The sequence below is a fragment of the Rossellomorea sp. GAMAL-10_SWC genome (assembly GCF_049568075.1).
Classification (GTDB): Bacteria; Bacillota; Bacilli; order Bacillales; family Bacillaceae_G; genus Gottfriedia.
On record NZ_CP144911.1, the window covers coordinates 2,005,569 to 2,030,604 of the forward strand.

At 32.8% G+C, this 25,036-nt stretch carries 23 protein-coding genes and 1 pseudogene; 4 read left to right on the forward strand and 20 right to left on the reverse strand.

The features are described 5' to 3' along the window. Nucleotides 1–175: 175 nt before the first annotated feature. Entirely contained in the window at nt 176–730 is a 555-nt protein-coding gene (locus tag V5E38_RS09710; RefSeq protein ID WP_499213121.1) for a histidine phosphatase family protein, read from the reverse strand. Nucleotides 731–847: 117 nt separating this feature from the next. On the opposite strand from V5E38_RS09710, the gene V5E38_RS09715 reads away from it, so the two are divergent. Continuing rightward, the gene (locus tag V5E38_RS09715) at nt 848–1,417 is read left to right on the forward strand and encodes a hypothetical protein (RefSeq protein ID WP_499213122.1); all 570 of its coding nucleotides are present in this window, start codon (nt 848–850) and stop codon (nt 1,415–1,417) included. 111 nt (nt 1,418–1,528) lie between these two features. On the opposite strand, the gene V5E38_RS09720 is transcribed toward V5E38_RS09715, so the two are convergent. Continuing rightward, on the reverse strand, nt 1,529–2,227 hold the full coding sequence (locus tag V5E38_RS09720; protein WP_499213123.1) for a Dph6-related ATP pyrophosphatase: 699 nt from the start codon (nt 2,225–2,227) through the stop codon (nt 1,529–1,531). Nucleotides 2,228–2,520: 293 nt separating this feature from the next. Between V5E38_RS09720 and V5E38_RS09725 the strand changes: the two genes are divergently transcribed. Next, entirely contained in the window at nt 2,521–2,757 is a 237-nt protein-coding gene (locus V5E38_RS09725; RefSeq protein WP_499213124.1) for a hypothetical protein, read from the forward strand. Between the two features lie 107 nt (nt 2,758–2,864). Here the strand turns inward: V5E38_RS09725 and V5E38_RS09730 are convergent, their stop codons facing one another. Then, nucleotides 2,865–3,191, reverse strand: a complete 327-nt coding sequence (locus tag V5E38_RS09730) for a hypothetical protein (RefSeq protein ID WP_499213125.1) — start codon at nt 3,189–3,191, stop codon at nt 2,865–2,867. 182 nt (nt 3,192–3,373) lie between these two features. Here V5E38_RS09730 and V5E38_RS09735 point away from each other — a divergent pair. After that, nucleotides 3,374–3,649 (forward strand): annotated as a pseudogene (locus tag V5E38_RS09735) (cbb3-type cytochrome c oxidase subunit I); the annotation flags it as partial. On the opposite strand, the gene V5E38_RS09740 reads toward V5E38_RS09735, so the two are convergent. The 4 genes from V5E38_RS09740 to V5E38_RS09755 all read right to left on the reverse strand — a co-directional run bounded on the left by V5E38_RS09740 (nt 3,596) and on the right by V5E38_RS09755 (nt 7,150). Beyond that, nucleotides 3,596–3,754, reverse strand: a complete 159-nt coding sequence (locus V5E38_RS09740) for a hypothetical protein (protein WP_499213641.1) — start codon at nt 3,752–3,754, stop codon at nt 3,596–3,598. The pseudogene V5E38_RS09735 and the gene V5E38_RS09740 sit on opposite strands and share 54 nt — an antisense overlap. Before the next feature lie 223 nt (nt 3,755–3,977). Beyond that, on the reverse strand, nt 3,978–4,367 hold the full coding sequence (locus V5E38_RS09745; protein WP_335448850.1) for an iron chaperone: 390 nt from the start codon (nt 4,365–4,367) through the stop codon (nt 3,978–3,980). A gap of 17 nt (nt 4,368–4,384) precedes the next feature. Continuing rightward, entirely contained in the window at nt 4,385–5,623 is a 1,239-nt protein-coding gene (locus tag V5E38_RS09750; protein WP_499213126.1) for an MFS transporter, read from the reverse strand. An 849-nt stretch (nt 5,624–6,472) separates the two neighbouring features. Continuing rightward, nucleotides 6,473–7,150 (reverse strand): response regulator transcription factor, encoded by a 678-nt coding sequence (locus V5E38_RS09755; protein ID WP_499213127.1) that lies wholly within the window; start codon nt 7,148–7,150, stop codon nt 6,473–6,475. 406 nt (nt 7,151–7,556) lie between these two features. Here V5E38_RS09755 and V5E38_RS09760 point away from each other — a divergent pair, with 406 nt between their 5' ends. Beyond that, on the forward strand, nt 7,557–8,453 hold the full coding sequence (locus tag V5E38_RS09760; protein ID WP_499213128.1) for a LysR family transcriptional regulator: 897 nt from the start codon (nt 7,557–7,559) through the stop codon (nt 8,451–8,453). A gap of 59 nt (nt 8,454–8,512) precedes the next feature. On the opposite strand, the gene V5E38_RS09765 is transcribed toward V5E38_RS09760, so the two are convergent. From V5E38_RS09765 to V5E38_RS09825, 13 genes are all read right to left on the reverse strand, one after another. After that, the gene (locus tag V5E38_RS09765) at nt 8,513–8,941 is read right to left on the reverse strand and encodes a protein-tyrosine phosphatase family protein (RefSeq protein WP_499213129.1); all 429 of its coding nucleotides are present in this window, start codon (nt 8,939–8,941) and stop codon (nt 8,513–8,515) included. A 36-nt stretch (nt 8,942–8,977) separates the two neighbouring features. Then, nucleotides 8,978–9,724, reverse strand: a complete 747-nt coding sequence (locus V5E38_RS09770; RefSeq protein ID WP_499213130.1) for an MBL fold metallo-hydrolase — start codon at nt 9,722–9,724, stop codon at nt 8,978–8,980. A 285-nt stretch (nt 9,725–10,009) separates the two neighbouring features. Further along, nucleotides 10,010–11,560: an acyl-CoA carboxylase subunit beta gene (locus tag V5E38_RS09775; RefSeq protein ID WP_097977018.1), complete on the reverse strand. Its 1,551-nt coding sequence runs from the start codon at nt 11,558–11,560 to the stop codon at nt 10,010–10,012. A gap of 8 nt (nt 11,561–11,568) precedes the next feature. Continuing rightward, entirely contained in the window at nt 11,569–12,006 is a 438-nt protein-coding gene (mce, locus tag V5E38_RS09780) for a VOC family protein (RefSeq protein ID WP_499213131.1), read from the reverse strand. Next, on the reverse strand, nt 12,006–13,025 hold the full coding sequence (gene meaB / locus V5E38_RS09785) for a methylmalonyl Co-A mutase-associated GTPase MeaB (protein ID WP_097977014.1): 1,020 nt from the start codon (nt 13,023–13,025) through the stop codon (nt 12,006–12,008). Before meaB ends, mce begins: the two co-directional genes overlap by 1 nt. Then, the gene (gene scpA, locus V5E38_RS09790; protein WP_499213132.1) at nt 13,026–15,191 is read right to left on the reverse strand and encodes a methylmalonyl-CoA mutase; all 2,166 of its coding nucleotides are present in this window, start codon (nt 15,189–15,191) and stop codon (nt 13,026–13,028) included. Further along, entirely contained in the window at nt 15,188–17,287 is a 2,100-nt protein-coding gene (locus tag V5E38_RS09795) for a methylmalonyl-CoA mutase family protein (RefSeq protein WP_499213133.1), read from the reverse strand. Before V5E38_RS09795 ends, scpA begins: the two co-directional genes overlap by 4 nt. Before the next feature lie 643 nt (nt 17,288–17,930). Beyond that, on the reverse strand, nt 17,931–19,103 hold the full coding sequence (gerXC, locus tag V5E38_RS09800) for a Ger(x)C family spore germination protein (protein WP_499213134.1): 1,173 nt from the start codon (nt 19,101–19,103) through the stop codon (nt 17,931–17,933). After that, on the reverse strand, nt 19,100–20,599 hold the full coding sequence (gene gerXA, locus V5E38_RS09805) for a spore germination protein (protein ID WP_499213135.1): 1,500 nt from the start codon (nt 20,597–20,599) through the stop codon (nt 19,100–19,102). The genes gerXC and gerXA overlap by 4 nt, the downstream gene beginning before the upstream one ends. Continuing rightward, nucleotides 20,586–21,683: a GerAB/ArcD/ProY family transporter gene (gene gerXB, locus V5E38_RS09810; RefSeq protein WP_499213136.1), complete on the reverse strand. Its 1,098-nt coding sequence runs from the start codon at nt 21,681–21,683 to the stop codon at nt 20,586–20,588. Before gerXB ends, gerXA begins: the two co-directional genes overlap by 14 nt. Before the next feature lie 345 nt (nt 21,684–22,028). After that, on the reverse strand, nt 22,029–22,988 hold the full coding sequence (locus V5E38_RS09815) for a PDR/VanB family oxidoreductase (RefSeq protein ID WP_499213137.1): 960 nt from the start codon (nt 22,986–22,988) through the stop codon (nt 22,029–22,031). Nucleotides 22,989–23,003: 15 nt separating this feature from the next. Continuing rightward, nucleotides 23,004–23,492, reverse strand: a complete 489-nt coding sequence (locus V5E38_RS09820) for a hypothetical protein (protein WP_499213138.1) — start codon at nt 23,490–23,492, stop codon at nt 23,004–23,006. Nucleotides 23,493–23,498: 6 nt separating this feature from the next. Next, nucleotides 23,499–24,449 carry a heme-dependent oxidative N-demethylase family protein gene (locus V5E38_RS09825; RefSeq protein WP_499213139.1) on the reverse strand — a complete coding sequence of 317 codons (951 nt, stop codon included), beginning with the start codon at nt 24,447–24,449 and terminating at the stop codon, nt 23,499–23,501. Nucleotides 24,450–25,036 lie beyond the last annotated feature (587 nt).

A 25,036-nucleotide genomic window follows, 5' to 3' on the forward strand; every position in this document is an offset into this window, starting at 1 on the left:
TATCATCTCTCATTCTACGATTCTTTAATTTCCTGAAAAATAAAGAATGATAGATATCTTTCACCCTATTCAATTACAGCAATTTTTAGAAGAATACTAAATAGAAATATCGAGTATAAAACTACTTCTTTCCTTTTTTACAATCAGTTATCTCTAATCAAGTATTAGACTAACATTAATTCCATATTCTTTTTACTTCAACTAATGATTCGCCCTCAAAGGTTAATTTATAAATATCCGGCATAGCAAGTTCATTCCAAAAATTGAAATCATATTTTTGATCAAAATAATTCATAATTAGTACCATCAAATTACCATGCGTACCAATAACAATATTTTTACCGGAATAATTTTTTAATAGTTTAGTAATAGCTTCTATTCCTCTTTTTTGGGCTGTATAATTTGACTCTCCACCATTCAACGATTGATTAAAGTCCATCCAAACTTCTCTTATTACTTTTTCAAAATCCTCAACAGGCTCTAGTGATAGGAGTCGCTCTTTAAAATTTTCTTCTATTATAATTTCTAAATTTAATGGTTTGGCTATCTCTTCAACGGTTTGAATTGCACGTTTATATGGACTTGAAATTACGAAGTCGATCTTTTCTTTTAATAGTAGTTTAGTAACAATAATTGCATCAGTAAATCCTCTATTAGATAAAGGTCGGCCCAATTCATCAGGAGTATAAATTGAATGCGCATGTCTGACTATGTATAAGTTCGTTAACATTTGGCACAACTCCTTATATATCAACTTCATAGTTATATAACTTCGATTTATTAAAAGAATACATTTAAATAATTTTACTTAAACTAAACAGTAAAAATTAACACAAGGTGTGAATAGATGAAAAAAATATATATTACAACTATTTTGAGCACTTTCATTTTTTTAAGTACTTCTCAGTTAACGCTAGCAGAAAAGTTGAATGAAGTTTCTTCAACACTTACAGTTCAAGTTAGCCCTACAGCTGACCCCTCTGGAGAAACTGGTCAACCTATTAAAGGCGCTAGAGTTATTGTAATCAATTCATTAGGTAAAGTTTTAGGTACGGAATTAACAGATTCAAATGGAATTGCAAAAATTAATGTAACAGTGAAGAAGGACCCTCTTTTTCCGAAGAAGCAAATGGGGGAGGTTACAATAATTACTGTAGCAAACGGATATAATGAACAGATCGACTTTAGTGTACCAATAAATGAATTCAATGATCATATGGCTAAAGACTCGGTGTCACTATTGCAAGTGGATCCAAAAAGAAGAAATGAACCACGTTTTACCAATGGTTCGTATCATCGGTTAACCGTTTTTGAAATGTTAGATGATTATGCTAAGAAGGTCGGATTAACAAAACAAAATATTACGGTGAATCCAGGTGCAGAACCACCTTGGGGACCAAATTTGAAAAAACAGTAAGATTGAACAATTTCATTTTTATTTATAGTTTATTATTATAAAATAGACTGTTTCCACTTAACAGTCTATTTTAAACTTATATTCATTAATTCTAAAGTGTTAAAACGTAATTCAAGCTAGAACTAAATCTGAATAACAAAACCTAGTTTCTCCTGTATAAACATCAGCAATTAGCTTCTTTTCTCCAATGCCAAACTGGATAGGATATTTAAAAATAGGACCATCAAATACAAATGAATGGTATTCTCCATTCTCACCACAAGGATCAACCTCTTTTGGGAGTTGGTTGATTAAATGATAGTCTATTTCTTTACCAGAAAATTCTTCTGATAATCTAGTTAAATCAACACAAGTAATAATCGTTTTATAGCCTAAGGAAATAAAGCGTTCAATCACATTTGTCGTCCCTTCACCCCATAAAGGAAAGATTGGATTAATGCCTAATGGTTTAACCATTTCCTCTCGATACTTTCGTATGTCTTCAAGAAATAAATCTCCAAATGCAATATTTTCAATCCCTTGTTCCTTTAGCTCTAAATTTACCTTTGTCATAATTTCTTGATATTTTTGATTAGAACAATTTTCCGGAATCCAAATTTTCTTTAATGGTATACCGATTGAATCTGCTTGTGCCTCCAATAATTCAACCCTAACTCCATGAATGCTCGTACGATTGAATCCTTCAGTAACTGATGCGATTAGTACTACTACTTCAAATTCATCAGAATGCAAAAGATCATGCAATGCCAATGTTGAATCTTTACCACTAAATGATACTGCTATTTTTTTCTTATTAATTGCGATTACCACCTTTTTTATAAACTATTCTATTAATTAATAATTTTAAGAGTCTCCTATTTGAAATAGGTTCCATCATCTTCCATAAAAAATTATAGCATTTTTCAATCAATTAAAATTGATTTAAATAACATAAAACCGATAATATGATTAATCTTCAAAAAATAAATAATAAATTTTTATAATATGGCTAATAAATAACGAAGAATGATTCACCGAAAAATAAAATTGACATACAACCATAAGGTGTTATAATTTAAATAACACCTTATGGTTGTATAAATTATTTATAGGAGGCAACAAGAATGGACAAGCAAGGTCAAGAAATGTTTTTAAATTTCATTTTACAAAGAGTTCAAGAAGGTAAAGAAGATGAAGCAAGGGAAATTCTTTTAGAAAACTTCAGAAAACAAGATGAAGGTACTTTTTCATCAGAAGAAGTTCAACAATTTGTTCCTAAGATGATTACTTTATTAAAGCCAGATAAACTTGAGGAAGTTAAAGCAGTTGTAATGCAATTCGCTGGAAATTTTGGTAAATAAAAAGAAAAAACTCTGTCTATCAGAGTTTTTTCCTTTATTTCACTATTTATTTTTTAAAACTTCCCACCAAATAGCTCCCTTAGCCTTTTCACCTTCAATCGATACTTCTACTTCTCTAAATGCCTTTCAAAAATAAAAAATGAGTATAGTCTATACAATATTGCGATCAGCGCTAAAACTGATAAATAGATCATCGAATTATCATCAATAAAAAATGATGCGATAAAAACCGCAATTGCTAGTAATGTTAGAAAGTTACCAGAGAAACCATTAATTGGTTGATTGTTTAACAAAAGTGTTTTGGCACCTTTTAAATCTTTTGCATAACAATCTTCATGATAAGGAACAACTTGAAAAAACATCGTAACAGTAACGAGATCTCCTCTAATCCTTATTTCCTTTAAACACCGATCGCAATGGATAGATTTAGTCAAATAACTCACCCCATACTTTTCAATTCAACTTTAATCATTAATTCGACCTTTTTTAACCGTTTCCTCGTAAACGTTAAATATTTCAACAAATAAAAAATAAGAACCATCAATGCTCCTATTTTATACTCCTTATCTCTTTAAAATATCCCCTTTTTAATACGATATTTTACTAGAAGCCTTTTACACTTTGGATTGTTGGACATTTCCATATTACAGTTGGTACACCTGTTGCAATGACATTTTTCGGATTAACCTTTTGGCTTATTCCGTATTTAACAGGAAAAAAACTAACAAAATCATTCCAAAAATTAGCGTTTATACAGATTTTCACATGGGCTATCGGTATGTTTTTAATGTCGACTACAATGCATATTCTCGGAATTTATGGTGCTCCTAGAAGAACCTCATACACTGATTATATGGGTCATCCTGCAGCAGCTAAGTGGTTTTCTGATATCTCCAATTATTGTGATCTCAAATAAATTTTTATTTCTTTTTAGAATTTCTTCTATACAACGAACTCCTGCCATTCCATTTCCAATCATCAATAATTTTCTTTTCATCGCTACTGTCCCCCAAATACTAATTGTGAAATTTTTCACATATTACACTAAAAAAAATCAACTTCATCATTCATTATTTATTTATTCCTATTAAATACAAGCTTAGTATAACGGATAAAGTATTTTATATACTGGAAAATATTTGACAAAATTTTGAACCAAATGATCAGTTCTTTTTACTAAAAAACCTCCAAAGCTAAAATTAGCCTCAGAGGTTATGAACTTATTTTTTCTTTTTTAATTTTTCTTCAGCTTTTTTAATATCTTCAAGTTCTCTATATTTTACAATCTTTTTTATCAAATCAAATGGAAGTGGATCGTTTATCGGGAATTGTACAGAACCCTTAGCGCCTTTATAAACGGATAATTCTTCTTTAAATGCTGCAATTCCACTTGCACCAGGGTAAAATCCAATATGATTTTTAAATGCTGCAAAATGTACTAAATTTTTATTTAGCGCGAATGTAGGCATTTGATAACTAATTCTCTCTACCGCATTTGGTACAACCTCTTTTACAAACTTTCTTAAAGCTTGTAATTTTTCCTGAACATCAGGCTGAAATTGTGAAATATATTCATCAATCGTTTCAAATGTTTTTTTAGTATTTTCCATAAATCCTCCTTAACAAATTATCCTGCTTTTTCTGTTTTGTCTCCAGAAAGTGAATTAATTCTTCTAAGTGAAGGGAATAAATACATCCAAAGTCCAGCAACTACTATCGTTCCAAGTCCACCTACAAATGCAGCTGGTACGGCACCAATTAATCCAGCCATTGTTCCAGATTCAAATTCGCCAAGCTGATTTGAAGTTCCAATAAATAGCGAATTTACAGCATTTACTCTGCCTCTCATATCATCCGGTGTCTGTAGCTGAACAAGCGAAGAACGGATTACTACACTGACCACATCTGAAGCTCCAATTATAAATAATGCAATTAATGAGATGACTAAGTTTGTTGAAATTGCAAATAGCATTGTTGCCAATCCAAAAATACATAACGCTGCAAATAATATCGGACCAAAAGATCTTTTAAGTGGGAAATAAGCTAAAATTAGAGACATTATTAATGCTCCAACTGCTGGTGCAGTACGCATCAAACCTAAGCCCCAAGCTTCTGTATGTAAAATATCTTGCGCATAAATTGGTAAAAGTGCTGTAGCTCCACCAAGTAAAACGGCAAACAAATCAAGTGATATCGTTCCTAAAATGATTGGATGCTTATAGACAAATTCTAACCCCATAAGCATTGTACGTAAAGTGACTGGCTCAGCTTTACGGATAAATTCACTATCTAATTTTATAAAAATTGTTAAGATTGATGAAAGTAATAAAGCAATTGCTGAGGTTGCATATACGTATGCAGGTCCTACTGAAAATAATACACCACCAAGAGATGGCCCAAGTATTTGTGCTGTTTGACCTGCAGATGTACTCCATGAAATAGCTTGTTGTAAAATGGATTTTGGCACAACTTGAGGTAATAATGCCGAAGAAGCTGGTCCTTCAAATGATCGACAAGCACCGAGTATAAAAGCAGCAATTAATATTTCCTCTCTGCTAAGCCAATTAGCAAAATTACCATATAAAAGAAGGCCAGCTATTAAAGCTTCTACCATTTGGCATATGAAAACAATTTTCCGACGATCAACTCTGTCAGCAACTTGACCAACTACTAAAGTAAGTAAGACCATTGGAATAAATTGTGCTAAACCTACTAGCCCTAGACTAAACGCGTCATGTGTCAAATCATACATTTGCCAACCAATTGCTACCGATAGCATCTGAAATGATGTAGAAGTAAACATTCGTGAGACCCAAAAATTCGTAAATGAAGTCCCTTTAAAAATCGATTTTTTTGATGCAGACAAATTCAAACTCTCCTCTTTTTAACTCTAACAAATAGCAAATAGAATATTTATACTATTAATGAAATTTAAATGCAAATCATTATACTATTTTTACTCTGAATTTGTGGATTAATTCAACTTACATTAAATGATTTTTAATAATTGGAGGACTGTATTATACTCCCACTCTAACCATTTATGAGTAGGATGTTTTCTTCTTTTTGCGTTTTACTTTCTCATGAGTAAGCATATTACATCTTTTTCCTTTATTACATCCTCATGAGGATGTTGGCTAAACTTGTTCAATTGAATTTAAAGAAAATCTGAAAATAGATGATAAACTACTCTCTGTAATGAAACGAATTGCTTGGAGTGAAAGCACAAATGAAATGGCAGATTCCATGAATACTAGTGAACTTACAGTAAGCAATATATAAAATCTGCAATAAAAAAACTAGGTGCCAATAATCGCTCTTATGCTGTTGGTGAATTAATTCGAAAAGGAATTATTTCCTAAAGACATTATTGAAACGTTTAAACTAAATAAAAACACTAATCCTTTTATGTAAAAGATTAGTGTCAGAGTTTTGAATAATAAAACGGTCTATAGGGAATACAAAATTTAGTGGAATAGGATTGAAGTTAAAATTCATTTTTTTATATTTATTAACGATTTAAATGTTAAAGTGTTTCAATAATTTTAATTTTACCTACAAACGATCGTAATTGTTTTTTAAATTTTAGAGCGAGCATATTGTAATGGAAATCAACATCACTCTACTCCTTTTACGAAAATTTGATAATTATAATTGACTAGAGTGTTTTCAACAGCGTGACACCGATCTTTTAATGTATATGATTATTGTTTTTTTAATCAAAAGAAATCCAATTATTTTTAATTGCAAAAATCACAGCATTTAATCGATCAGATACCTGTAATTTTTGGATTAAATTTGAAACATGATTTTTAACAGTTTTACTTGAAATAAATAATTCAGCTCCTATTTGAATATTGGAATATCCTTGAGCTAAAAGTTGTAAAATTTCAATTTCTCTTTTCGTTAAAAGATTATTCATAGCTTCATAATCTAGTTCATTCTTTTTCTTTCCATTCTCAAGCAGTCGTGTATTTTCTTGAATGATTAAATTTGTTAATCGAGAATCTAAAAAGAATTGACTACTTTGAACTTGTCTTACAATATGAAGTAAATATTGTTCATCAATGTCAGTTAAGCAAATTCCATTTACCCCAATTTTCATCAAACTCTCAATTTCATTATAATCTATATTGTTTTTAATGATTACAATATTAATGTTCTGATCAATTAACCTTAAAAGCTGAGATTTTGCTTCCATCTCTTCATTTTTCACATGACAAATAAAAAATGATTCATTTAAATTGCTTGAATTTATTTCATGGAAATCTATTTTTCTAGCATCTAGATTATGATGTAATAAAATAGTACATATTCCAGATACGAAGAGAGTATTTTCTACAAAAATAAATGTTTTATTTTCGTGGTGTTTAAACTCATGGTTAGTAAACATTTTTATTCCCAACTTTCAACAGTAACTAGATTCAATCACTGATATTTCATTTCATGCCGCTTCAGATTCATCCTCTTTTATTTTTTGACCCACTAGATATCATGGTACTAATCATTATTCATTTTTTAAGTGGATCGGCTAAAAAGTACTACAATGGATGGTTTAAGTTTTTACAGATTTTTTATAATCAATAGGTGGAAACAATCCCCGAATTCAAAACGTCATAAGATTAATCCTAATTAATCCTATAAAATTATAAGGAATTAAATAGTATTTTACATCGTTTCCAGAAGAAATTATATTTCATATATGTTAAGCTATTGTTAAGTAATACTTAACATTGTAAAGCACTTAAATATATTAAACTATTGATATGCTAAGTTAGTTTTTATATTAGGAGGTTAATATGAACTTTGAACAACTAGAATATGTTGTAAGTATCGCAAATGAAAAGTCGATTTCAAGGGCAGCAAAAAAATTGCATATTTCTCCTTCTGGCGTTAGTCAAGCCATTAGTCAACTTGAAAGAGAATTAGAAATAAATATATTTAATCGTTCTAGAGGCGGAATTACCTTAACATTTGAGGGTGAGTTAGTATTATCTAGGTCAATTGAGATTTTAAATAATTTAAAAGAATTGAAAGAACAGCTTTCGGATTTTAAGGAAACTAGAATAAAACATATGAAAATTGCATGTGCACCTACTTTTACTTATACAATTCACGAAGTGTTAAAAAAATACTCTGAAAATAACAATGGCGCTACGATTGAATTAATTGAGCAAGGTACACCTCAGATTCTTAACAATTTAGCAAAAGAAGACTATGACTTAGCGTTAGTAGTATCTTCAAAAGCCGAATTAGAAAAGGAAAATAATATTAATTTCGAATTTTTAAGTAAAGGAAATGTGTGCATTATAGTAGGCAAAAATTCTCCTTTATATGAATTAGATTATGTTACAGCTGAAGATTTACTTTTTCAAAAAGTTGTCATGTATACATTTTCTAATAAAAATTTTCTACAATTAGCTAAGAAATTTAAAAATGAGGTCGTTCTTAAATCAAATCGTACGATGACACTTATTGAAATTATTAAGGAAGGACGTGTATTTACTTTTGTCCATAATACAACTATAAGATATTTACCTGAAATATTAAGTGGCGAATTAAAAATAATCCCAATTAAAGAAACAGATTATATTTATCAAGACTTTTGGGTAATATCTCCAATTTCCAAAGAACATACAAGTGACAAAAATGATTTTATAAAGTGTGTAAAAGATCATTTAAATGGTATTTCTTAATAAAAAACGCTAAATAATACAAAACGAATTTGTATAATTAGCGTTTTTTTTATTTTTATTTAAGCATTAGGAAATATCTTTTTTAACGATTCCTTCATATCAGGATTCGATTTAATTGTTGGACGTATAAACCTGGCCATTTCTTCAGCTTCTTCAATTGTTTCAGCTTTGTTTAGTGCAATTAATGCTCCTATTGCCACTGTACCTGCACGGGTATTACCACCACCACAATGGAAATACACTTTTTGATCATTTTGATAAGCTTCTACTACATGATCAATCGCTCTTTTAAGGGTTTCTGCTTGTTCTTCTTTATCATCAACAATCGGACTATGTACACGGTTAATTTGAGGGTCAACCTCATAATTTTTTACTCTAAGATCAAAAACAATATCTGCATTTTCGTTTTCCATCATCTCTTTAACGTCATCTGCCCCACCGAAAAAGACACGATCTTTTATTAATTCTTGATAATTCTTGTTGCTCATTTTTTTGCCTCCAAAAACGATTTTTTAATATTATTTTTATCGAATGATTTCACTTAATCTTTCTTTTATATTCCCCTCAAATAATCCACCATGATAACAGATCACTTTTTCAATATCAAATGACAATAAAGCCTCAAGAGATTTTATCGATTGTTCAATATCATATGTAAATTGTGGGTTTGAAGGGTTTAATTGCCCGTTTTCAATCATTAGTGCATCTCCTGCAACTAATGTTTTCGACTCCTTATGATAAAAGCTTATATGTCCTGGTGTATGTCCAGCAGTGTCAATTACAGTAATACCACCACAAATTTCCAAATCATTTCCGAGGGTAACAATATGGTTAACTGTACCTTTTGGCGGGTTTTCTAATCTGTTTTTAAATGCTTTTCGAAATTCATCTGTTGTATCCGTTGGTAAGGATGCTACAGCTTTTGCAATTTTTTCAGGTGTAATTTTAATCAGTAACTTTTCACCTTGAATATATGGTTTTTCTATTTCACTCGCATAGACTTCAATTTTGTTAGTAGATTCTTCTACGATCACAGAAAGACTTCCAATATGATCAATATCTTGATGAGTAATCAGTATTTTATTTAGTTTTTCAAATGGTACTCCAACAGCTTCAAAGCAATTTTGAAACTCGTTAAATTGTCCTGGGTATCCTGTATCAATTAATAACACATCTTCTTCATCCCAAATTAGTGTTGGATGAATTGTATTTTTCATACCATTTGAATTCATCGTAATGCTTAACATTTGGATCTTACTTTTACCAAGCATAAAATCACTCCTGAACTATATTGTATAATCATTTCCAAGTACTATCGTACCGATCACAGCTCACCCAGTCAACACTAAAATATATTATTATAACACAAATATTTTTATTTGTCAATAGTTCAGTTGTTTTATTATAATGTAATTTTTAACATTTTCTAAACAAAAAACTAGATATACTAATCTTAAAGTATATCTAGTCATTTAGTTGTATTAAGGACTTATTACCTCAATATTCAAAGTATAGGTAATTTAGTGAAGTTGATTTCCACTACAATCCCCTAACTTTTATAGAGGGATATTTCCATGTTTCTTCTTAGGTCGTGTTTCACTTTTTGTACTTAACATTTCTAACGATTGTTTTAAGACTTTACGAGTTTCTCTTGGATCAATCACATCATCGACCATGCCGTGAGAAGCAGCAACATATGGGTTTGCAAACATTTCTCTATATTCTGAAATTTTTTCAGCGCGAGTTGCAATAGGATCGATACTTTGGTTAATTTCTTTTGCAAAGATAATATTTGCTGCTCCTTCTGGTCCCATTACGGCGATTTCTGCATTTGGCCAAGCGTATACTACATCTGCACCGATTGCTTTAGAATTCATTGCTACATAAGCCCCGCCATATGCTTTTCTTAAAATTACTGTAATTTTTGGAACTGTAGCTTCTGAATAGGCATATAAAATTTTAGCTCCGTGACGAATAATTCCACCATGCTCCTGGTTTACACCTGGGAAGAATCCTGTTACATCTTCAAATGTAATTAAAGGAATATTAAACGAATCACAGAAACGGATAAATCTTGAAAGTTTATCAGATGAATTAATGTCAAGACCGCCTGCCATTACTTTTGGCTGATTTGCTATGATTCCAACACTATGTCCATCAATTCGACCAAATCCAATAACAATATTCTTCGCAAAATTTGGTTGTACTTCCATGAAGTCTCCATTATCAAGAATTTGCTCAATTACTTTTCTTACATCGTAAACTTTCGTAGATTCGATTGGAACTAAGTCAATTAGATCTTCTCTCCAATCATCTTTTTCGAAGAATGGAACTCCTTCTGGTTTTTCATTATTATTTTGAGGTAAAAAGCTGATTAATCTGCGTACCTGTTCTAATATTTCTGGTTCTGATTCTTCAGTGAAATGAGCTACTCCGCTAATCGAAGAATGAACTTTTGCCCCACCAAGATTTTCTGTTGTAATTTTTTCTCCAGTAATTGTTTCAATTACTTTTGGACCTGTAATAAACATTTGGCTTGTCTTTTCAACCATAAAAACAAAATCAGTAATTGCTGGTGAATAGACTGCTCCACCTGCACATGGTCCCATTATGACAGATATTTGCGGTATAACGCCAGAATAGATTGAATTCCGATAAAATACATGACCGTAACCGTCTAATGAAACTACTCCTTCTTGTATTCTAGCACCACCAGAATCGTTTAAACCTATAAACGGAGCACCTACTTTTGCAGCTAAATCCATAGCTTTTGCAATTTTTATAGCGTGCATTTCACCTAATGCTCCACCAAATACTGTAAAATCTTGTGCAAAAACATAGATTAAACGTCCATGGACTTTACCATAACCTGTGACAACACCTTCACCTGGGCTATCCATTTTATCCATTCCAAAATTCGTAGCGCGATGTTTAATAAATGGATTTAATTCGACAAAAGTATCTTCATCTAATAAAAGATTAATTCGTTCTCTAGCAGTTAATTTTCCTCTATTATGCTGTGAATCTATTCGTTCGTCTCCACCGCCTAGTTCAATGACTCTCTTTCGATCCATTAATTCATTTATTTTCTCATACGCTGTCGTCATAACTTTATTCAACTTCCTTTCTTAGTAACACTAGTTGATGGTTGGCATAGCTCAAACAATACTTTATTCGTTGAATTTGGATGAAGGAAAGCAACTAGGCTATCGTGTGCACCCTTTTTTGGAACTTCATTTATTAGTTTAATTCCGTGTTCTTTCATCATTTTAAGTTGTTTCTCACAGTTTTCTGTTTCTAATGCAATATGGTGAATTCCTTCGCCTTTTTTCTCAATAAACTTTGCGATTGGGCTTTCTGGACTAGTTGCTTCTAAAAGCTCAATTTTCACTTCTCCGATTTCGATAAATGCTACTCGTACTTTTTCACTTTCAACTGTTTCAATTCCTTTAAGTTTTAAGCCAAGTACATTCGTATACAATTGAATAGAAGTTTCTAAATCTCTTACTGCTATTCCAATATGATTAATTTTTTTAGGACTAGTCTCATTCATTACAATGTCTCCTTCCTATTGCCTTCAAAAATGGATAATAAATAGTTTGCAGCTGAAGTTGCTGTTAATTCTCCATTTACTATTGAGCTTTCAATCGTTTTTAAATTTAGTTTCACACTTTCATGATTCATAAAACTTAGTTTCAACTGTTCAAAAACCATGTTGTACATCCAATCAATCATTTGTTTTTGACGGCGCAAAGAAAAATAGCCAGACTCAGTTGTTAGATCTTTGAAAGCATTAATTTCATTCCATATTTCTTCAATACCTTCACCAAGTAACGCGGAAGCTGTATATGCTTTACTAGACCAACCAGGAGTTGAAGGTTGTAATAGGTGAAGTATTCGATTAAATTCAGCCTTAGCCGCGTTGGCCTTTAATTTGTTTTGTCCATCGGCTTTATTGATGACTATTGAATCTGCAAGTTCCATGATGCCTTTTTTAATTCCTTGTAGCTCGTCTCCTGCTCCAGTTAACATGACTAAAAGAAAAAAATCTACCATTGAACGAACCTGTACTTCACTTTGTCCAACACCGACAGTTTCGATTAAAATCACGTCATAGCCTGCTGCTTCGCATACTAGCATTGATTCTCTTGTTTTACGTGCAATCCCACCAAGAGAACCACCTGAAGCAGAAGGTCTAATAAATGCATTAGGATTCTTTGATAGTGAATCCATTCTTGTTTTGTCTCCTAAAATACTTCCTTTTGTAATTGTACTACTTGGGTCGATTGTTAAAACGGCTACTTTATGTCCTTGCTCACACAAATATGTTCCAAAGCTTTCTATTAAACTACTTTTACCGGCACCTGGAACCCCAGTTATTCCAATCCGAATCGAACGACCTGAATGAGGAAGTAACCTTGTCAACACATTTTGTGCAGAATTCATATGTGCTGACGAATTACTTTCTATAAGGGTAATTGTTTGGGCTAAAATAGTTCGATTGCCTTCAAGTACTCCATTTACATAGTCGTCTTCTGAAAGCTTTTTCTTTTTTTTGTTTTCGTAATCCATTTAAATCGAATCCTCTAGTCGGCGATTAATTTCTTCAATAACCTTTTGTGCCGCAACTGGGATAACAGTACCTGGTCCGAAGATTGCTGCCGCTCCGTTCTTCAATAAAAATTCATAGTCCCCTGCTGGTATTACCCCTCCAGCTACAAGAACAATGTCCTGTCGACCTAGTTTTTTTAACTCTTCCATTAATTGTGGAAGTAGCGTTTTATGACCACCTGCTAAAGAGCTCATCCCGATCACATGAACATCATTTTCAACTGCTTGAAGTGCCGTTTCCGCTGGTGTTTGGAATAAAGGACCGATATCTACATCAAAGCCTAAATCAGCAAATGCTGTTGCGATTACTTTCGCTCCACGGTCATGACCGTCTTGTCCAAGTTTAGCAATCATAATACGTGGACGACGACCTTCTTTCTCTTCAAAATCATCAGCCATTTTACGTACAATCTCTATTTCATCTTTTTCACCGTATTCCGCACTATAAACACCCATAATTGAACGAATAACGGCTTTATGTCTGCCTACTACTTTTTCATAAGCATCCGAAATTTCACCTAATGTTGCACGGGCTCTAGCGGCTTCGATTGCAAGCGCTAACAAATTACCTTCCCCTGACTCCGCTGCCTCAGTAATTGCGGCTAATGCTGCCTGAACTTTCCCTTCATCTCTAGATGCTCGAAGCTCTTGTAATCGCAAAATTTGCGCTTCACGAACTGCAGTATTATCGACTTCTAAAACATCTAATGGATCTTCTTTTTCAAGGCGGTATTTATTAACGCCAATAATTGTTTCTTTACCTGAATCGATGTGAGCTTGACGTCTTGCAGCGGCTTCTTCAATTCTCATCTTTGGTAAACCAGTTTCAATCGCTTTTGCCATACCACCTAATGATTCAACCTCTTGAATATGTGCCCATGCTTTTTGAACTAATTCATTTGTTAACGATTCAACGTAATACGAGCCTCCCCAAGGGTCCACTACATTACAAATTCCAGTTTCTTCTTGTAAATAAAGCTGCGTATTACGGGCAATACGAGCAGAGAAATCCGTTGGTAAAGCAATTGCTTCATCTAAAGCATTCGTATGAAGTGATTGAGTATGTCCTAATACAGCAGCCATCGCTTCAATACAAGTACGAGTAACATTATTAAATGGATCTTGTTCTGTTAAACTCCAACCAGATGTTTGTGAATGAGTTCTAAGCGCCATCGATTTTTCTTTCTTTGGATCAAATGATTTGATCAATTTAGCCCAAAGCATGCGCCCTGCTCTCATTTTTGCGATTTCCATGAAATAGTTCATTCCGATTCCCCAGAAGAATGATAATCGAGGAGCAAACGAATCAATATCGATTCCTGCTTTTAAACCTGTTCGAACATATTCCAAACCATTTGCTAAAGTATAGCCTAACTCGATATCTGCAGTTGCACCTGCTTCTTGCATATGGTATCCAGATATACTGATGCTGTTGAATTTAGGCATATGTTGTGAAGTATAAGAAAAAATATCAGCGATAATACGCATTGACGCTTCTGGTGGGTAAATATAAGTATTTCTCACCATATATTCTTTCAAAATATCGTTTTGAATCGTTCCTGTAAGCTGTGATTGGTGTACCCCTTGTTCCTCAGCAGCGACAATATAAAATGCTAAAACAGGTAGTACTGCACCATTCATTGTCATTGAAACTGACATTTTATCTAAAGGAATACCATCAAATAAAATTTTCATATCAAGAATTGAATCAATTGCAACCCCTGCTTTTCCAACATCCCCTTCAACACGAGGATGATCTGAATCATATCCACGGTGAGTAGCCAAATCAAACGCAATTGATAAACCTTTTTGACCAGCAGCTAAATTTCTTCGGTAAAATGCATTACTTTCTTCTGCAGTTGAAAAGCCGGCGTATTGACGAATTGTCCAAGGCTTGTTTATATACATTGCAGGGTACGGTCCACGTAAAAAAGGAGCGATTCCAGAAACGTAACCTAAGTGTTGCATTTGATTAAGATCATTCGAATCATATAATGGTTTTACATCTATTTGTTCTAAAGTTTTCCAATCATCATGGTTAACTTGCATCTGTTTAGGAGGTGCTGTATTTGGTGCTGAAAATGTTGTATTAAATGGCATCTTTGTAAAGTCTGTTAGTTTGTTCATTTCATAACCCCTCCATCCATTTGAAGATTTTGCAACTTCTCAAAATTATTTACATTGATATGAATGAAATCATCAATTCCAACTTCTTTATATAAATTCATATCATCTATTGACGGCTTTCCTGCTAATAGTACTTTTGCATACGGATTAATTGTTTTAATCTGATTTGTTAAAGAAGGTACAACTTCTGAATATTGATCATCTGTTGAACAAATGACAGCAATTTTCGATTCTGATTTTTTAAATGAATTGATTACATCATCAATTGATGAAAAGCCTTTATTTTGAAGCACCTTAAATCCTCCGACTTCAAAGAAATCAGTAACAAAGTCCGTACGAGGTTTATATGCTGCAACTTGTCCAAAATTTGCTACAAATACTGTTGGAAATTCACCTGTACTATTTTTATAGCTTTGAGAATTTTGGCGTAATGATTCATAGGGTTGTGCACCACGATGTATGTTTAATGGATTAACTCTAGGAAGTTCTGATTCTACTAGATTCATTGCATTTAAAATGTTCGATATTGTTACACCATCATTTGCTGCATCAATAATATCTTCAATTGAACAACCACTTTGTAATACGAAATGTTCGGAACTGCTCTCGATGTTTTCTTTAATCCCCTGAACTTCCTTACGATCCAATTCTTTTTTCTCTAACACTGTTTCATTCAGATTTGGATAAATATTAGTCCCAATAAATTTATCTTTTCTATTTTTTATGTTGCTCGATTTTTCTTCTGCAACCTGTCTAACTAATGCTTGAGGGAAGCCTTCTTGTATTGCTTTCACCATTCCACCTTTTTCTTCAATCTTTTGGAATAGTTCCCATGCCTTTTCAGCCAAAGAGTAAGTAAGTGATTCAATATACCAAGAACCACCAGCTGGATCAGCGACTTTTGATAAATTTGATTCTTTTTCAAGAATTAAATGTGTATTTCTCGCAATACGTCTAGAAAACTCATCAGATGATTTAATCGATTCATCAAATGGTGAAACATGAAGTGAGTCAGATCCACCAATTACGCCTGCAAAAGCTTCAACAGTTCCTCTAAGTATATTTACATATGGATCATAAATCGTTTTCGTCCAAGAAGATGTACGAGAATGAATTTGCATTTTTTGTGAAGCCTCATTACCACCTAATTCTTTCAACATTCTTGCAAAAATCATTCTAGCTGCTCTTAATTTTGCGATTTCCATAAAGAAGTTCGATCCAACAGAAAACGAGAAAAGTATTTTTGTCGCCGCATCGTCAAGCGGAATTTGTTGGTTATCCATTTCGCGTAGATACTCTAAACCAGTTGAAATAGCAAATGCTAATTCTTGCACTGCATTTCCTCCAGCATCGTGATAAGGATGTGACTGCACTAATATATTTCTTAAATTTGCTGTATGTCTAGCCGACCATTTTGTGATCTCAGCCATCATTTTGTAAGCATTTTCAAGAGAATACGGAAGTGTCCCTTCTTTCACTAAATTACTGATTGGATCCATTCCAATAAAGCCATTTATTTTATTAAAATCGTAATTTTGTTGTTGCAAATATGCGATAAATGAACCAAAAAATGCTTGCCCGCCGTTAACTGTTTCAATATATAAAGGAACTTCCTCTAAATTTATATTTTGAAAGGCTATTCTAAAATCATTAATAGATGTTAAGATTAACCCTTTATTTGAATTATTATTTTTAAGATTTGTTTCAAAAGATTCGTTAAGTTGAATCTTTAGCATCGTTTGCCCTTTGTCTAAATCATGTTTAGCAACACGGTTGAACTCTACTGGTGAAGAACAATCTAATTCCTGACTAATTTCCCATGGTTTTTCTAAATAGCCTTGTTCGCTTGTTCCTCTAACGAAAGGAAATTCACCTGGTTGTGCGTTTAAATAAGGATAGTTAGCGATATCCTCTTCCCCATACATCGGCTTCAAAATTATTTCTTCATACGTTTTTGTTACAAGCTTTTCCTCAATAGTGGCTCCTTTTAAGGATTTTTCAACAACATCTCTCCACTCTTGTACAGTAGGCTTTGGAAATTCAGCAAATAAATTCTCTTCCAAGTTATGGTTCGAAGTTTTCGTATTTTCTGACATGAATAAAGCCACTCCTTTCTTTAACTCTTAATTTAATAAGATGTAAAAAATAAATTAGATCATCGACTTTATCTATGTAATAAAGTCGATTTTTCTTTTCATTAAGAATATAAATGCAAAGAATAATTAAAATTTCGACAAACACTTTCAAAAATCCTCTAAAATTATGAAAATTACGTATTTTTTAAATCCTCTTATTTATAAGTATATTTTGATATTAGTTTTTTTAAAATTAAATGGTCATTTTAAACCAAAAAAGGCTGCCTAATTAGACAACCTTTTTGGACCATTACTAACTAACACATGCACATTAGTTACAAAAGAATGAGGCATAGTGGTGGTGAAATCGTCCTTTTTTTATATTTATTAAATTATATCAATCGAATATGTACTTGTAATTTGAGGGAATATCACATATTTTCAAATAAAATCAAACGATCTATATGCAACTAAATGCCATTTAGCTCAAAAAAAAATCGACTTTTATGTTTATCTTGTTGTTAACCAAAAGCATCTATTAGTCAACCATAAATCTCTAATTCACAACAGCGAATGAAAATTACACTCGTTCTTTCATGATAGTTTAAATTTATTATTATGCTTTCATTAAACTGATAAATGTAACAAAATTTAATTAGCCTAATTATGGTTCTTTTGAGAATGGTTTCTGTAAATTGGTGGACTTCCATTGTCCGCTTGTCAAAATTTGCACTTTTACCTCAACATCTAAGGAAGACGGTGAAAGTGAGATTGCTCCGTTCTTTTCAAATTTTTTCCAGTCTTTTACATTATTTCGATAAAGTATTTGTGAAAGCTGATAAACATCAATTCCTTTATTAACCCCATTTTTGTAGGTTTCTTCAACTTCCTTTTTCAATGTTTTTTCAGCTATTTGTTTTACGGTTTTCATAGGCAAATATTTTACAACTTGAAAAATATCTCCTTCTATACGAATCTCCATTCGAAAATGAGGTTTGTTGTTCTTTATGGAGGCTACTGTTTTGATTTTGGGTTTTTTCAATACGATTTCTGTAACGGGCTCCCCATCTTTTTTTAATAGGATCGGTGCTCGGGTGAAATCCTTGCCCGTCCATTTTAAACCTGATAAGTCTTTCTCAGACAAATACCCTTTGTATCGCTTTGAAGCTACAAAAGCCGACCCGTTATATTTTAATAAGGGGAAATCATTTTTGTCTGATTTCCATTTTTTTGTAATCGATAAAAATGGGATTTGTGTGGTCATCGCAGGCTCATAAAAATAAGCACGAAATTTGTAAAATACCAATGGACTAAAAAGAGAATAGTTTTTTGTCATTTCATTTGGGATATCCCTCACAGTATAAAGGGGTGAGAGATTTAAGATGGTTCCAGTTGCCAAAACCTCCTCGATAGGATCCTTTGTTCCAAATACCCACATCGTATTCCTAAACTGAAAGAAACGAGCAAAGAATTCATCAATTTGACGAATATCTCCATGTTTTAATATATTCTCGGAAAATACGACTGTATTAATGTGCTCCCAAGATACCCTTTGTTGAGTCGTTTTATAAAAGTCGAACGCTGAATGGTCTAAAATCTCCCCTGTTCCTTTTCCAATAAAAATTGGCTGTGGTGTCCGCATAGTGGTTTCTTGTTTTGCAAAAGTGGAAAAATTGATAAATTGAGGATAGAGCACGTATTGATTATTTTTAAAGTCAACTCCTAAGGCGTTTATGTACCATACATGCTCAACTTCTCTTGTGTCCCAACAGCCAGTTAACAGAAAAATAGATGGAAATACTATAAGAAGTTTTTTAAGCCAAAATTTTTTCCTCATCTTTTTTTTTCATCCTTTTGTTTCGTGCTATCGTTCGTATGAATCTCTTTCGGTCTCCGTATCATATTTTTAAAACGAATTCGGATTGTTGCCGGCATCAAACTAGTTGGTACAAATGGAGAGTATGGGGCCATAAATGGAACCCCGAAAGAGCGTAAATTCACAAGATGAATACAAATTACAAAAACAGAAAATATAAGCCCTGTTATACCGAGTAAGCTTGATAGTAGATAGACAAAATACCGAAGAATACTTAATGTTCCCGACAGCGACTGGTTGATCAAAGTAAACGTCGAAACCACAGAAATAGCCATCATTACAACAATACCAGGAGAAGCCAATCCTGCACTGATGGCCGCTTGCCCAATAATTAACCCACCTACTACGGATAACGTTTGACCAACCGTAGTAGGGATTCTAAGACCTGCCTCTCTCAGTAACTCAAATAAAAAAATCATCAAGAATCCCTCTAATGTAGTAGGGAATGGAACTCCCTCTCTCGACAAAGCCAGTGTTGCCAGCAATGTGTAAGGTATTTGATCCGGATGATAAGCGACTAAAGCAATCCAAAATCCCGGTAGAAAAACAGCTATAATTAAGCTGAAAATCCTCAGTACTCTTCCCAAGCTTGCAAAAGGGGCTGACGAATGCTGGTCCTCTGCATTATTCACGAAAAACACAAGAGTAACAGGTCCAATGGATGCAGTCGGAGAGCCTTCCACCAATAAAACGAAACGTCCATAAAGTAGGCAATTAACAGCATAATCAGGTCGTCCCGTATATTCTAATAAAGGGAAAAGACTGAAAGGCCGATCTGTAATAAGTTCTTCAATTTGGTCAGATGAAACAATGCCATCGACTTTAATATTATTTAATTTGGACCGTACTTGTTCTAAAACATCCTGTGAAATAACATCTTTCAAAAAAAGAACAGCAACCCTAGTTTTACTTCTAGTCCCAATAACAAATTCTTCATAACTAAGGGAGCATGTTTTCAATCTTTTTCGTATTAATCCAATATTAGTTTGAAGTTCTTCTACAAAACCGTCCCTTCCCCCTCTTAGTGTCACTTCCGTACTAGGTGATTCTACAGATCTTGCTGGTAGCATCGCTAGTTTGATGGAAAAAACCAGCCTAGACGCAGTGAGGAAAAAGAGAACTTCTCCTTCATAAATTTTTTGGGCGATGTCTTCCTGTGAAAAGTCTGATTTAACGAAAGTGATAGGGAAATCAAGTTTTGACTCAAAATCCTTTGCATCACCGGAAAATCCATTTTCCAACACTTCATGAAGATGAGGCATTATTGTTTTTCTCAATTCTTTTATGTCAATGAGACTTTGACAATATACAGATAAAATAGAAAAATAACGTTTGCCACTATCGATTTGATGTTTTTGGAAGATAACATCTTGCGCCCCTTCAAACCAGCCCCTTAAAATTTCTTCATCCCACTTGACCTTCATCTGATCTTGAACAGGTTGATTATTGCGCTTCATTGATGTTACCTCCATTCTTTTTATTCACAAACATGGAGAGGATGGCTAAAAGTACAAGAATCAAGAATATGAATACAAAAGTTCCCGGTAAAAATTGACGGGATAAAAACAAATAAAAAGAGGTATCATTAATCGACAAAATGGATATTAGAGTGACCCACCCGAGGAAAAAAATTTTCAATCCACTATTTACCTTCTTATTTGTAACTTGAAGAATATCTGAGACTAAAAAAGTAAGAAGAGACAAACGGATGAAAGCTCCAACAAACCATTGATAAACTGATAAAAAGTCGAGATGTTCAATATAACGACCAATTGATACTAGCCTCCATTCTTCAAAGGCTGGGTATCGTTGCTTAGCGGCCACGAATGGACCAAACTCTGTGATGGCCCCAATCGTTGGTCCAAGAGTAAGGATTACAAAAGTGATACCAATCCAAATCAAAGTAGTAACCTTTATTTTTTCATTTAAGTGATGATGAAAAAATAGGATAAAAGCAACCTCTATAAATCCTGATATTGGATATACCATGCCTTTTATAACAGGAGAAGTACCGTGTTCAATATATGGTTTTAAAAAAGAGTAATCTTTATGCGGAAAATTCGCAGTCATGACAAAAAAACCTAAAAGAATGACAATTGGGAGAAGGATACCCGCCGTTAACCCTATGGATTGAATTCCATGCTTTGCATTATAAAAACAAATAATAGAAAAAGTAGCGCCTAGTAATACTCTAGGTGTCATCGGGAGATAAAACGATAAAAAGGTTAACGTTTCCTTTAAAAGGACGACACCCGAGGAAAATAAGTATAGGAGGATCATAGCCATTAATGGATAGGTAATAAATCTCCCGAAATTTCCCTTAAGCCATAGAAACAACTGTTCTCCATTCATACGTTTTTGGATAAAGTAGAGAATTGGTATCAAGAATAATAAAGAAACGCTTGAGAGCAAAATGGTAATCCAAGAATCACGGCCCGAAACGTCTAAAACCATAGGAATGATAATGACATGGTTAACAAGTCCAGTACTACCAATTAAGATAAAAGACATTTGAAGCAAGTTGATAGTTTGGTTTTTCATGTACATTCCTCCAGAAAGCAAATTCATTACCAAGATAGTATATCCTTCTGGAATATTTTTATTATTTTTGAAGTACCCTCCCTACTTAATTATCTATATCAAAACCTACGTATATAGTATGTGGTTGTTTAAATTATCATTAATACACCTCAGAAACGATCCTACTAGTTTGTTCAATAGGAAACGAACCACTTTTGTGATTCGTGATATTTAACAAACTGTGCGCTAAAATTGTATCTTGAATGAACAATACACTTATACAGAGCCTTCTAAAAAAAGCATTAAAATAAAACAGCTAGTCTACCAATTAAATAAGTAGTCTAGCTGTTTTAATAAAATTGAACTCTATATTTCAATGATTATTTGATTTGATTTTGCCCTTGAGACACAGGTTAAAATCATTTTATTACTTTTTCTTTGATCCTCATCCAATAAGAAGTCGTGATGTTCAATTTGACCATCGATTACATTTACTTCACATGTTCCACATCTACCAACTCTACAGGAATAAGGTACTTTTATGCCCTCATCGAGTAAAACATCTAATAAAGTTTTATCAACTGGAACTTGTTTTGTGGTTCCATTTGCCAGTCTAACCTCAAAAGGTCTAGAGTTAGCCAATAATAGTGGTGTAAAAACCTCAATATGGACACTTGATTTTGGATAGCCAAATGCATAAGCCGATTCATTAAATTGAGAAATAAACCGATTAGGACCACAAAAATATACATGAGTTCCGATTGAATGGTCTAAAAGCGTTTCAACTTTTATTCGACTAGAATTGAGCTCTTTCGTAAAGTAAAAATTAGTCTCTTCTTTATAATATTCATTTAAAAAGTCATAAAATGCACTACTTGATTTTGTTGCCGAAGTATAGTGAAGTTCAAAAGATTTATTTTTACTTTTTAATTCTTTCATCATCGATAAAAATGGCGTTATGCCAATACCCGCTGCATAAAACACATGGTGTTTCGCTCTAGAACTTAATGGAAAATGATTTTTTGGATAGCTAATCCGTAATCGATCACCTACTTTAATTCGTTCATGCCAATATTTTGAAGCGCCCCTTGATTCCGAACTTAAATGAATGGCAATTTTATAAGTGTTATCAATAAGTGAATGATGAACTAAAGAATAGGGTCTGCAAATAATCTCATTTTCTGCAGCAACATATGTATTAATATGAGAACCTCCACTAAAAGTTGGAAGATTAAATTCATCAATTGGAATAAAACTAAACTCTTTAACCTGTTTTGTTATTTGCTTTATTTCATTAACACGAACTAGTATCGTATTCTCAATCAATCCATTCACTCCCATCTACAATTTAGCGATATTACCTAAATATGCGTCATAATAGACCGAATAATGGTCAGAAACTGAAAGTAATAAATGACAGTTTTGACACTGAACTTCTTTACCAATTTCTAAATTTTTTAATTCAGTTAAACTATGACAACGACAACAAAAAACCTTAGAGTTCAGTTCTCCATAACCAACATATTGTACTTCATCTTCAAAAAATCCAACATCTTCTATAATTGGTCTTAAATTTTTTAGCTCTTCTTTACTTAGTGCTATATATAAAAAACTACCCATTTTCTGACTTTGCAACCAAGTTTTAAGATTATTTTGCAATTGTTCCGGGCTCGAATCAAATCCGATGAAAACAAAATCAAAAGAATAATTTTTCTCAAGTAACTTTTCTAAAATTGGCTGGATTAACGACCTCCCTTTATGATTCGAACAGACTAAATATTTTCTTTTTCCATCTATAAATCTAGCTTCTTCAACTATTAAATTATTCATCGCATTCTACCCAACTTCATCAAGTTTATTTTTTAGATATGTTATTACTTCTTTTTTATATGTAGAGATTCCTTTATAATCTAAAATGAAATCCGGTAATTCACATAGAATTTTATAAAATTGCTCTAACCATTCCTTATTTAAGGTAAATTGCTCTAGTGGTAATAAGTGAGTATGAATCGTAAAAAGGAGCCCATTACTATCAGCCAACCTAAATAACTTTTGAACCTCGACACGTAAGTGAACAAATTCCCCGACATTATCAACTGTTACTTTTTTTCGATCCTTACCCCATTGATCGAATGTTTCTAATGAAGTATCTAATCTTTTTCCTGCCATTAATGACCAATTTTTACGAGTCCAAGGAGTACCTTGTTCAATATTTTTTAAGAAACGAAGAATTCGATCATCCAATGATTTTTCACTAAACATAGGGATTGGCTGATGAATCTCTTTAAATCTCATCCCTAGTTTAAAAGTAAGTGACCAATTAGAAGGAAAACAGAGATGTCCAGCATCTAAAAATAAATCACCATCTCGCTGACTCATATAAATTAAATCCTCTTGTACATGTCTACCTATGAAATTCAAAGGCTTTCCTAAGACGGAAGTTCGATCCCCAAACCTAAATTGTTCCTCCTCCATCAAAAGCTTATTATAAATAGTCCAATATTCATGCCCCTTATGAACTTCAAAATAGTTTGGATAATACCTTATTAAATGATCTAAAACTAATTCTACAATTTCCCATTGACCTTCAAAACTAGAAGGAATTGCCTGATAACAATCGCTAGGTGAATTGACTAACAAGCTTCTTTTTAATTTTATTTCATTCTCATATTTGGGAGTAATCTCGATGCTTACAGGTGGATCTAATTGAATAGAGTTGTTAGAGTATCGATAAATCTCCTCTTTAAACGGATACGGAAAGCTTTCTAATTCATTAACTTGATTCATCTGAACACCCTTTTTAGTAGATTAAAAATAAATCGTTCAAATAAGTTAAACTAGACAAAGGTAAACATGCTATTAATTTCTTTTTTATTCCATTAGATTTTAATTAATTATAAGAATATTCTGTTTTTTATGTCAATAGCTAGTCCGATTTATTGTTCAATTTAATAGAAAGTATACGATTGAATCGTTAATTAGTGGGTTATTTCATTTTTTGCTATTTTACTTACTTATGAACCCTTTATGAGGTACTAAAACTGAGCTTTTTGGCTTTTTACTTCCTCATGAACCCTTTATTAGGTACTATATCTCTGCTTTTTGCTTTTGTACTTCCTCATGAACTCTTTATGAGGTACTATATCTCTGCTTTTTGCTTTTGTACTTCCTCACGAACCCTTTATGAGGCACTATATCTCTGCTTTTTGCTTTTGTACTTCCTCACGAACCCTTTATGAGGCACTATATCTCTGCTTTTTGCTTTTGTACTTCCTCATGAACCCTTTATGAGGCACTATATCTCTGCTTTTTGCTTTTGTACTTCCTCATGAACCCTTTATGAGGCACTATATCTCTGCTTTTTGCTTTTGTAC

Bases quoted from the DNA above. Each gene is read 5' to 3' on its own strand.
- V5E38_RS09710 (WP_499213121.1), bottom strand. From the start codon at position 730: ATGTTAACGAACTTATACATAGTCAGACATGCGCATTCAATTTATACT.
- V5E38_RS09715 (WP_499213122.1), top strand. From the start codon at position 848: ATGAAAAAAATATATATTACAACTATTTTGAGCACTTTCATTTTTTTA.
- V5E38_RS09725 (WP_499213124.1), top strand. From the start codon at position 2,521: ATGGACAAGCAAGGTCAAGAAATGTTTTTAAATTTCATTTTACAAAGA.
- V5E38_RS09740 (WP_499213641.1), bottom strand. From the start codon at position 3,754: ATGAAAAGAAAATTATTGATGATTGGAAATGGAATGGCAGGAGTTCGT.
- V5E38_RS09745 (WP_335448850.1), bottom strand. From the start codon at position 4,367: ATGGAAAATACTAAAAAAACATTTGAAACGATTGATGAATATATTTCA.
- V5E38_RS09755 (WP_499213127.1), bottom strand. From the start codon at position 7,150: ATGTTTACTAACCATGAGTTTAAACACCACGAAAATAAAACATTTATT.
- V5E38_RS09760 (WP_499213128.1), top strand. From the start codon at position 7,557: ATGAACTTTGAACAACTAGAATATGTTGTAAGTATCGCAAATGAAAAG.
- V5E38_RS09765 (WP_499213129.1), bottom strand. From the start codon at position 8,941: ATGAGCAACAAGAATTATCAAGAATTAATAAAAGATCGTGTCTTTTTC.
- V5E38_RS09770 (WP_499213130.1), bottom strand. From the start codon at position 9,724: ATGCTTGGTAAAAGTAAGATCCAAATGTTAAGCATTACGATGAATTCA.
- V5E38_RS09775 (WP_097977018.1), bottom strand. From the start codon at position 11,560: ATGACGACAGCGTATGAGAAAATAAATGAATTAATGGATCGAAAGAGA.
- mce (WP_499213131.1), bottom strand. From the start codon at position 12,006: ATGAATGAGACTAGTCCTAAAAAAATTAATCATATTGGAATAGCAGTA.
- meaB (WP_097977014.1), bottom strand. From the start codon at position 13,025: ATGGATTACGAAAACAAAAAAAAGAAAAAGCTTTCAGAAGACGACTAT.
- scpA (WP_499213132.1), bottom strand. From the start codon at position 15,191: ATGAACAAACTAACAGACTTTACAAAGATGCCATTTAATACAACATTT.
- V5E38_RS09795 (WP_499213133.1), bottom strand. From the start codon at position 17,287: ATGTCAGAAAATACGAAAACTTCGAACCATAACTTGGAAGAGAATTTA.
- gerXC (WP_499213134.1), bottom strand. From the start codon at position 19,103: ATGAGGAAAAAATTTTGGCTTAAAAAACTTCTTATAGTATTTCCATCT.
- gerXA (WP_499213135.1), bottom strand. From the start codon at position 20,599: ATGAAGCGCAATAATCAACCTGTTCAAGATCAGATGAAGGTCAAGTGG.
- gerXB (WP_499213136.1), bottom strand. From the start codon at position 21,683: ATGAAAAACCAAACTATCAACTTGCTTCAAATGTCTTTTATCTTAATT.
- V5E38_RS09820 (WP_499213138.1), bottom strand. From the start codon at position 23,492: ATGAATAATTTAATAGTTGAAGAAGCTAGATTTATAGATGGAAAAAGA.
- V5E38_RS09825 (WP_499213139.1), bottom strand. From the start codon at position 24,449: ATGAATCAAGTTAATGAATTAGAAAGCTTTCCGTATCCGTTTAAAGAG.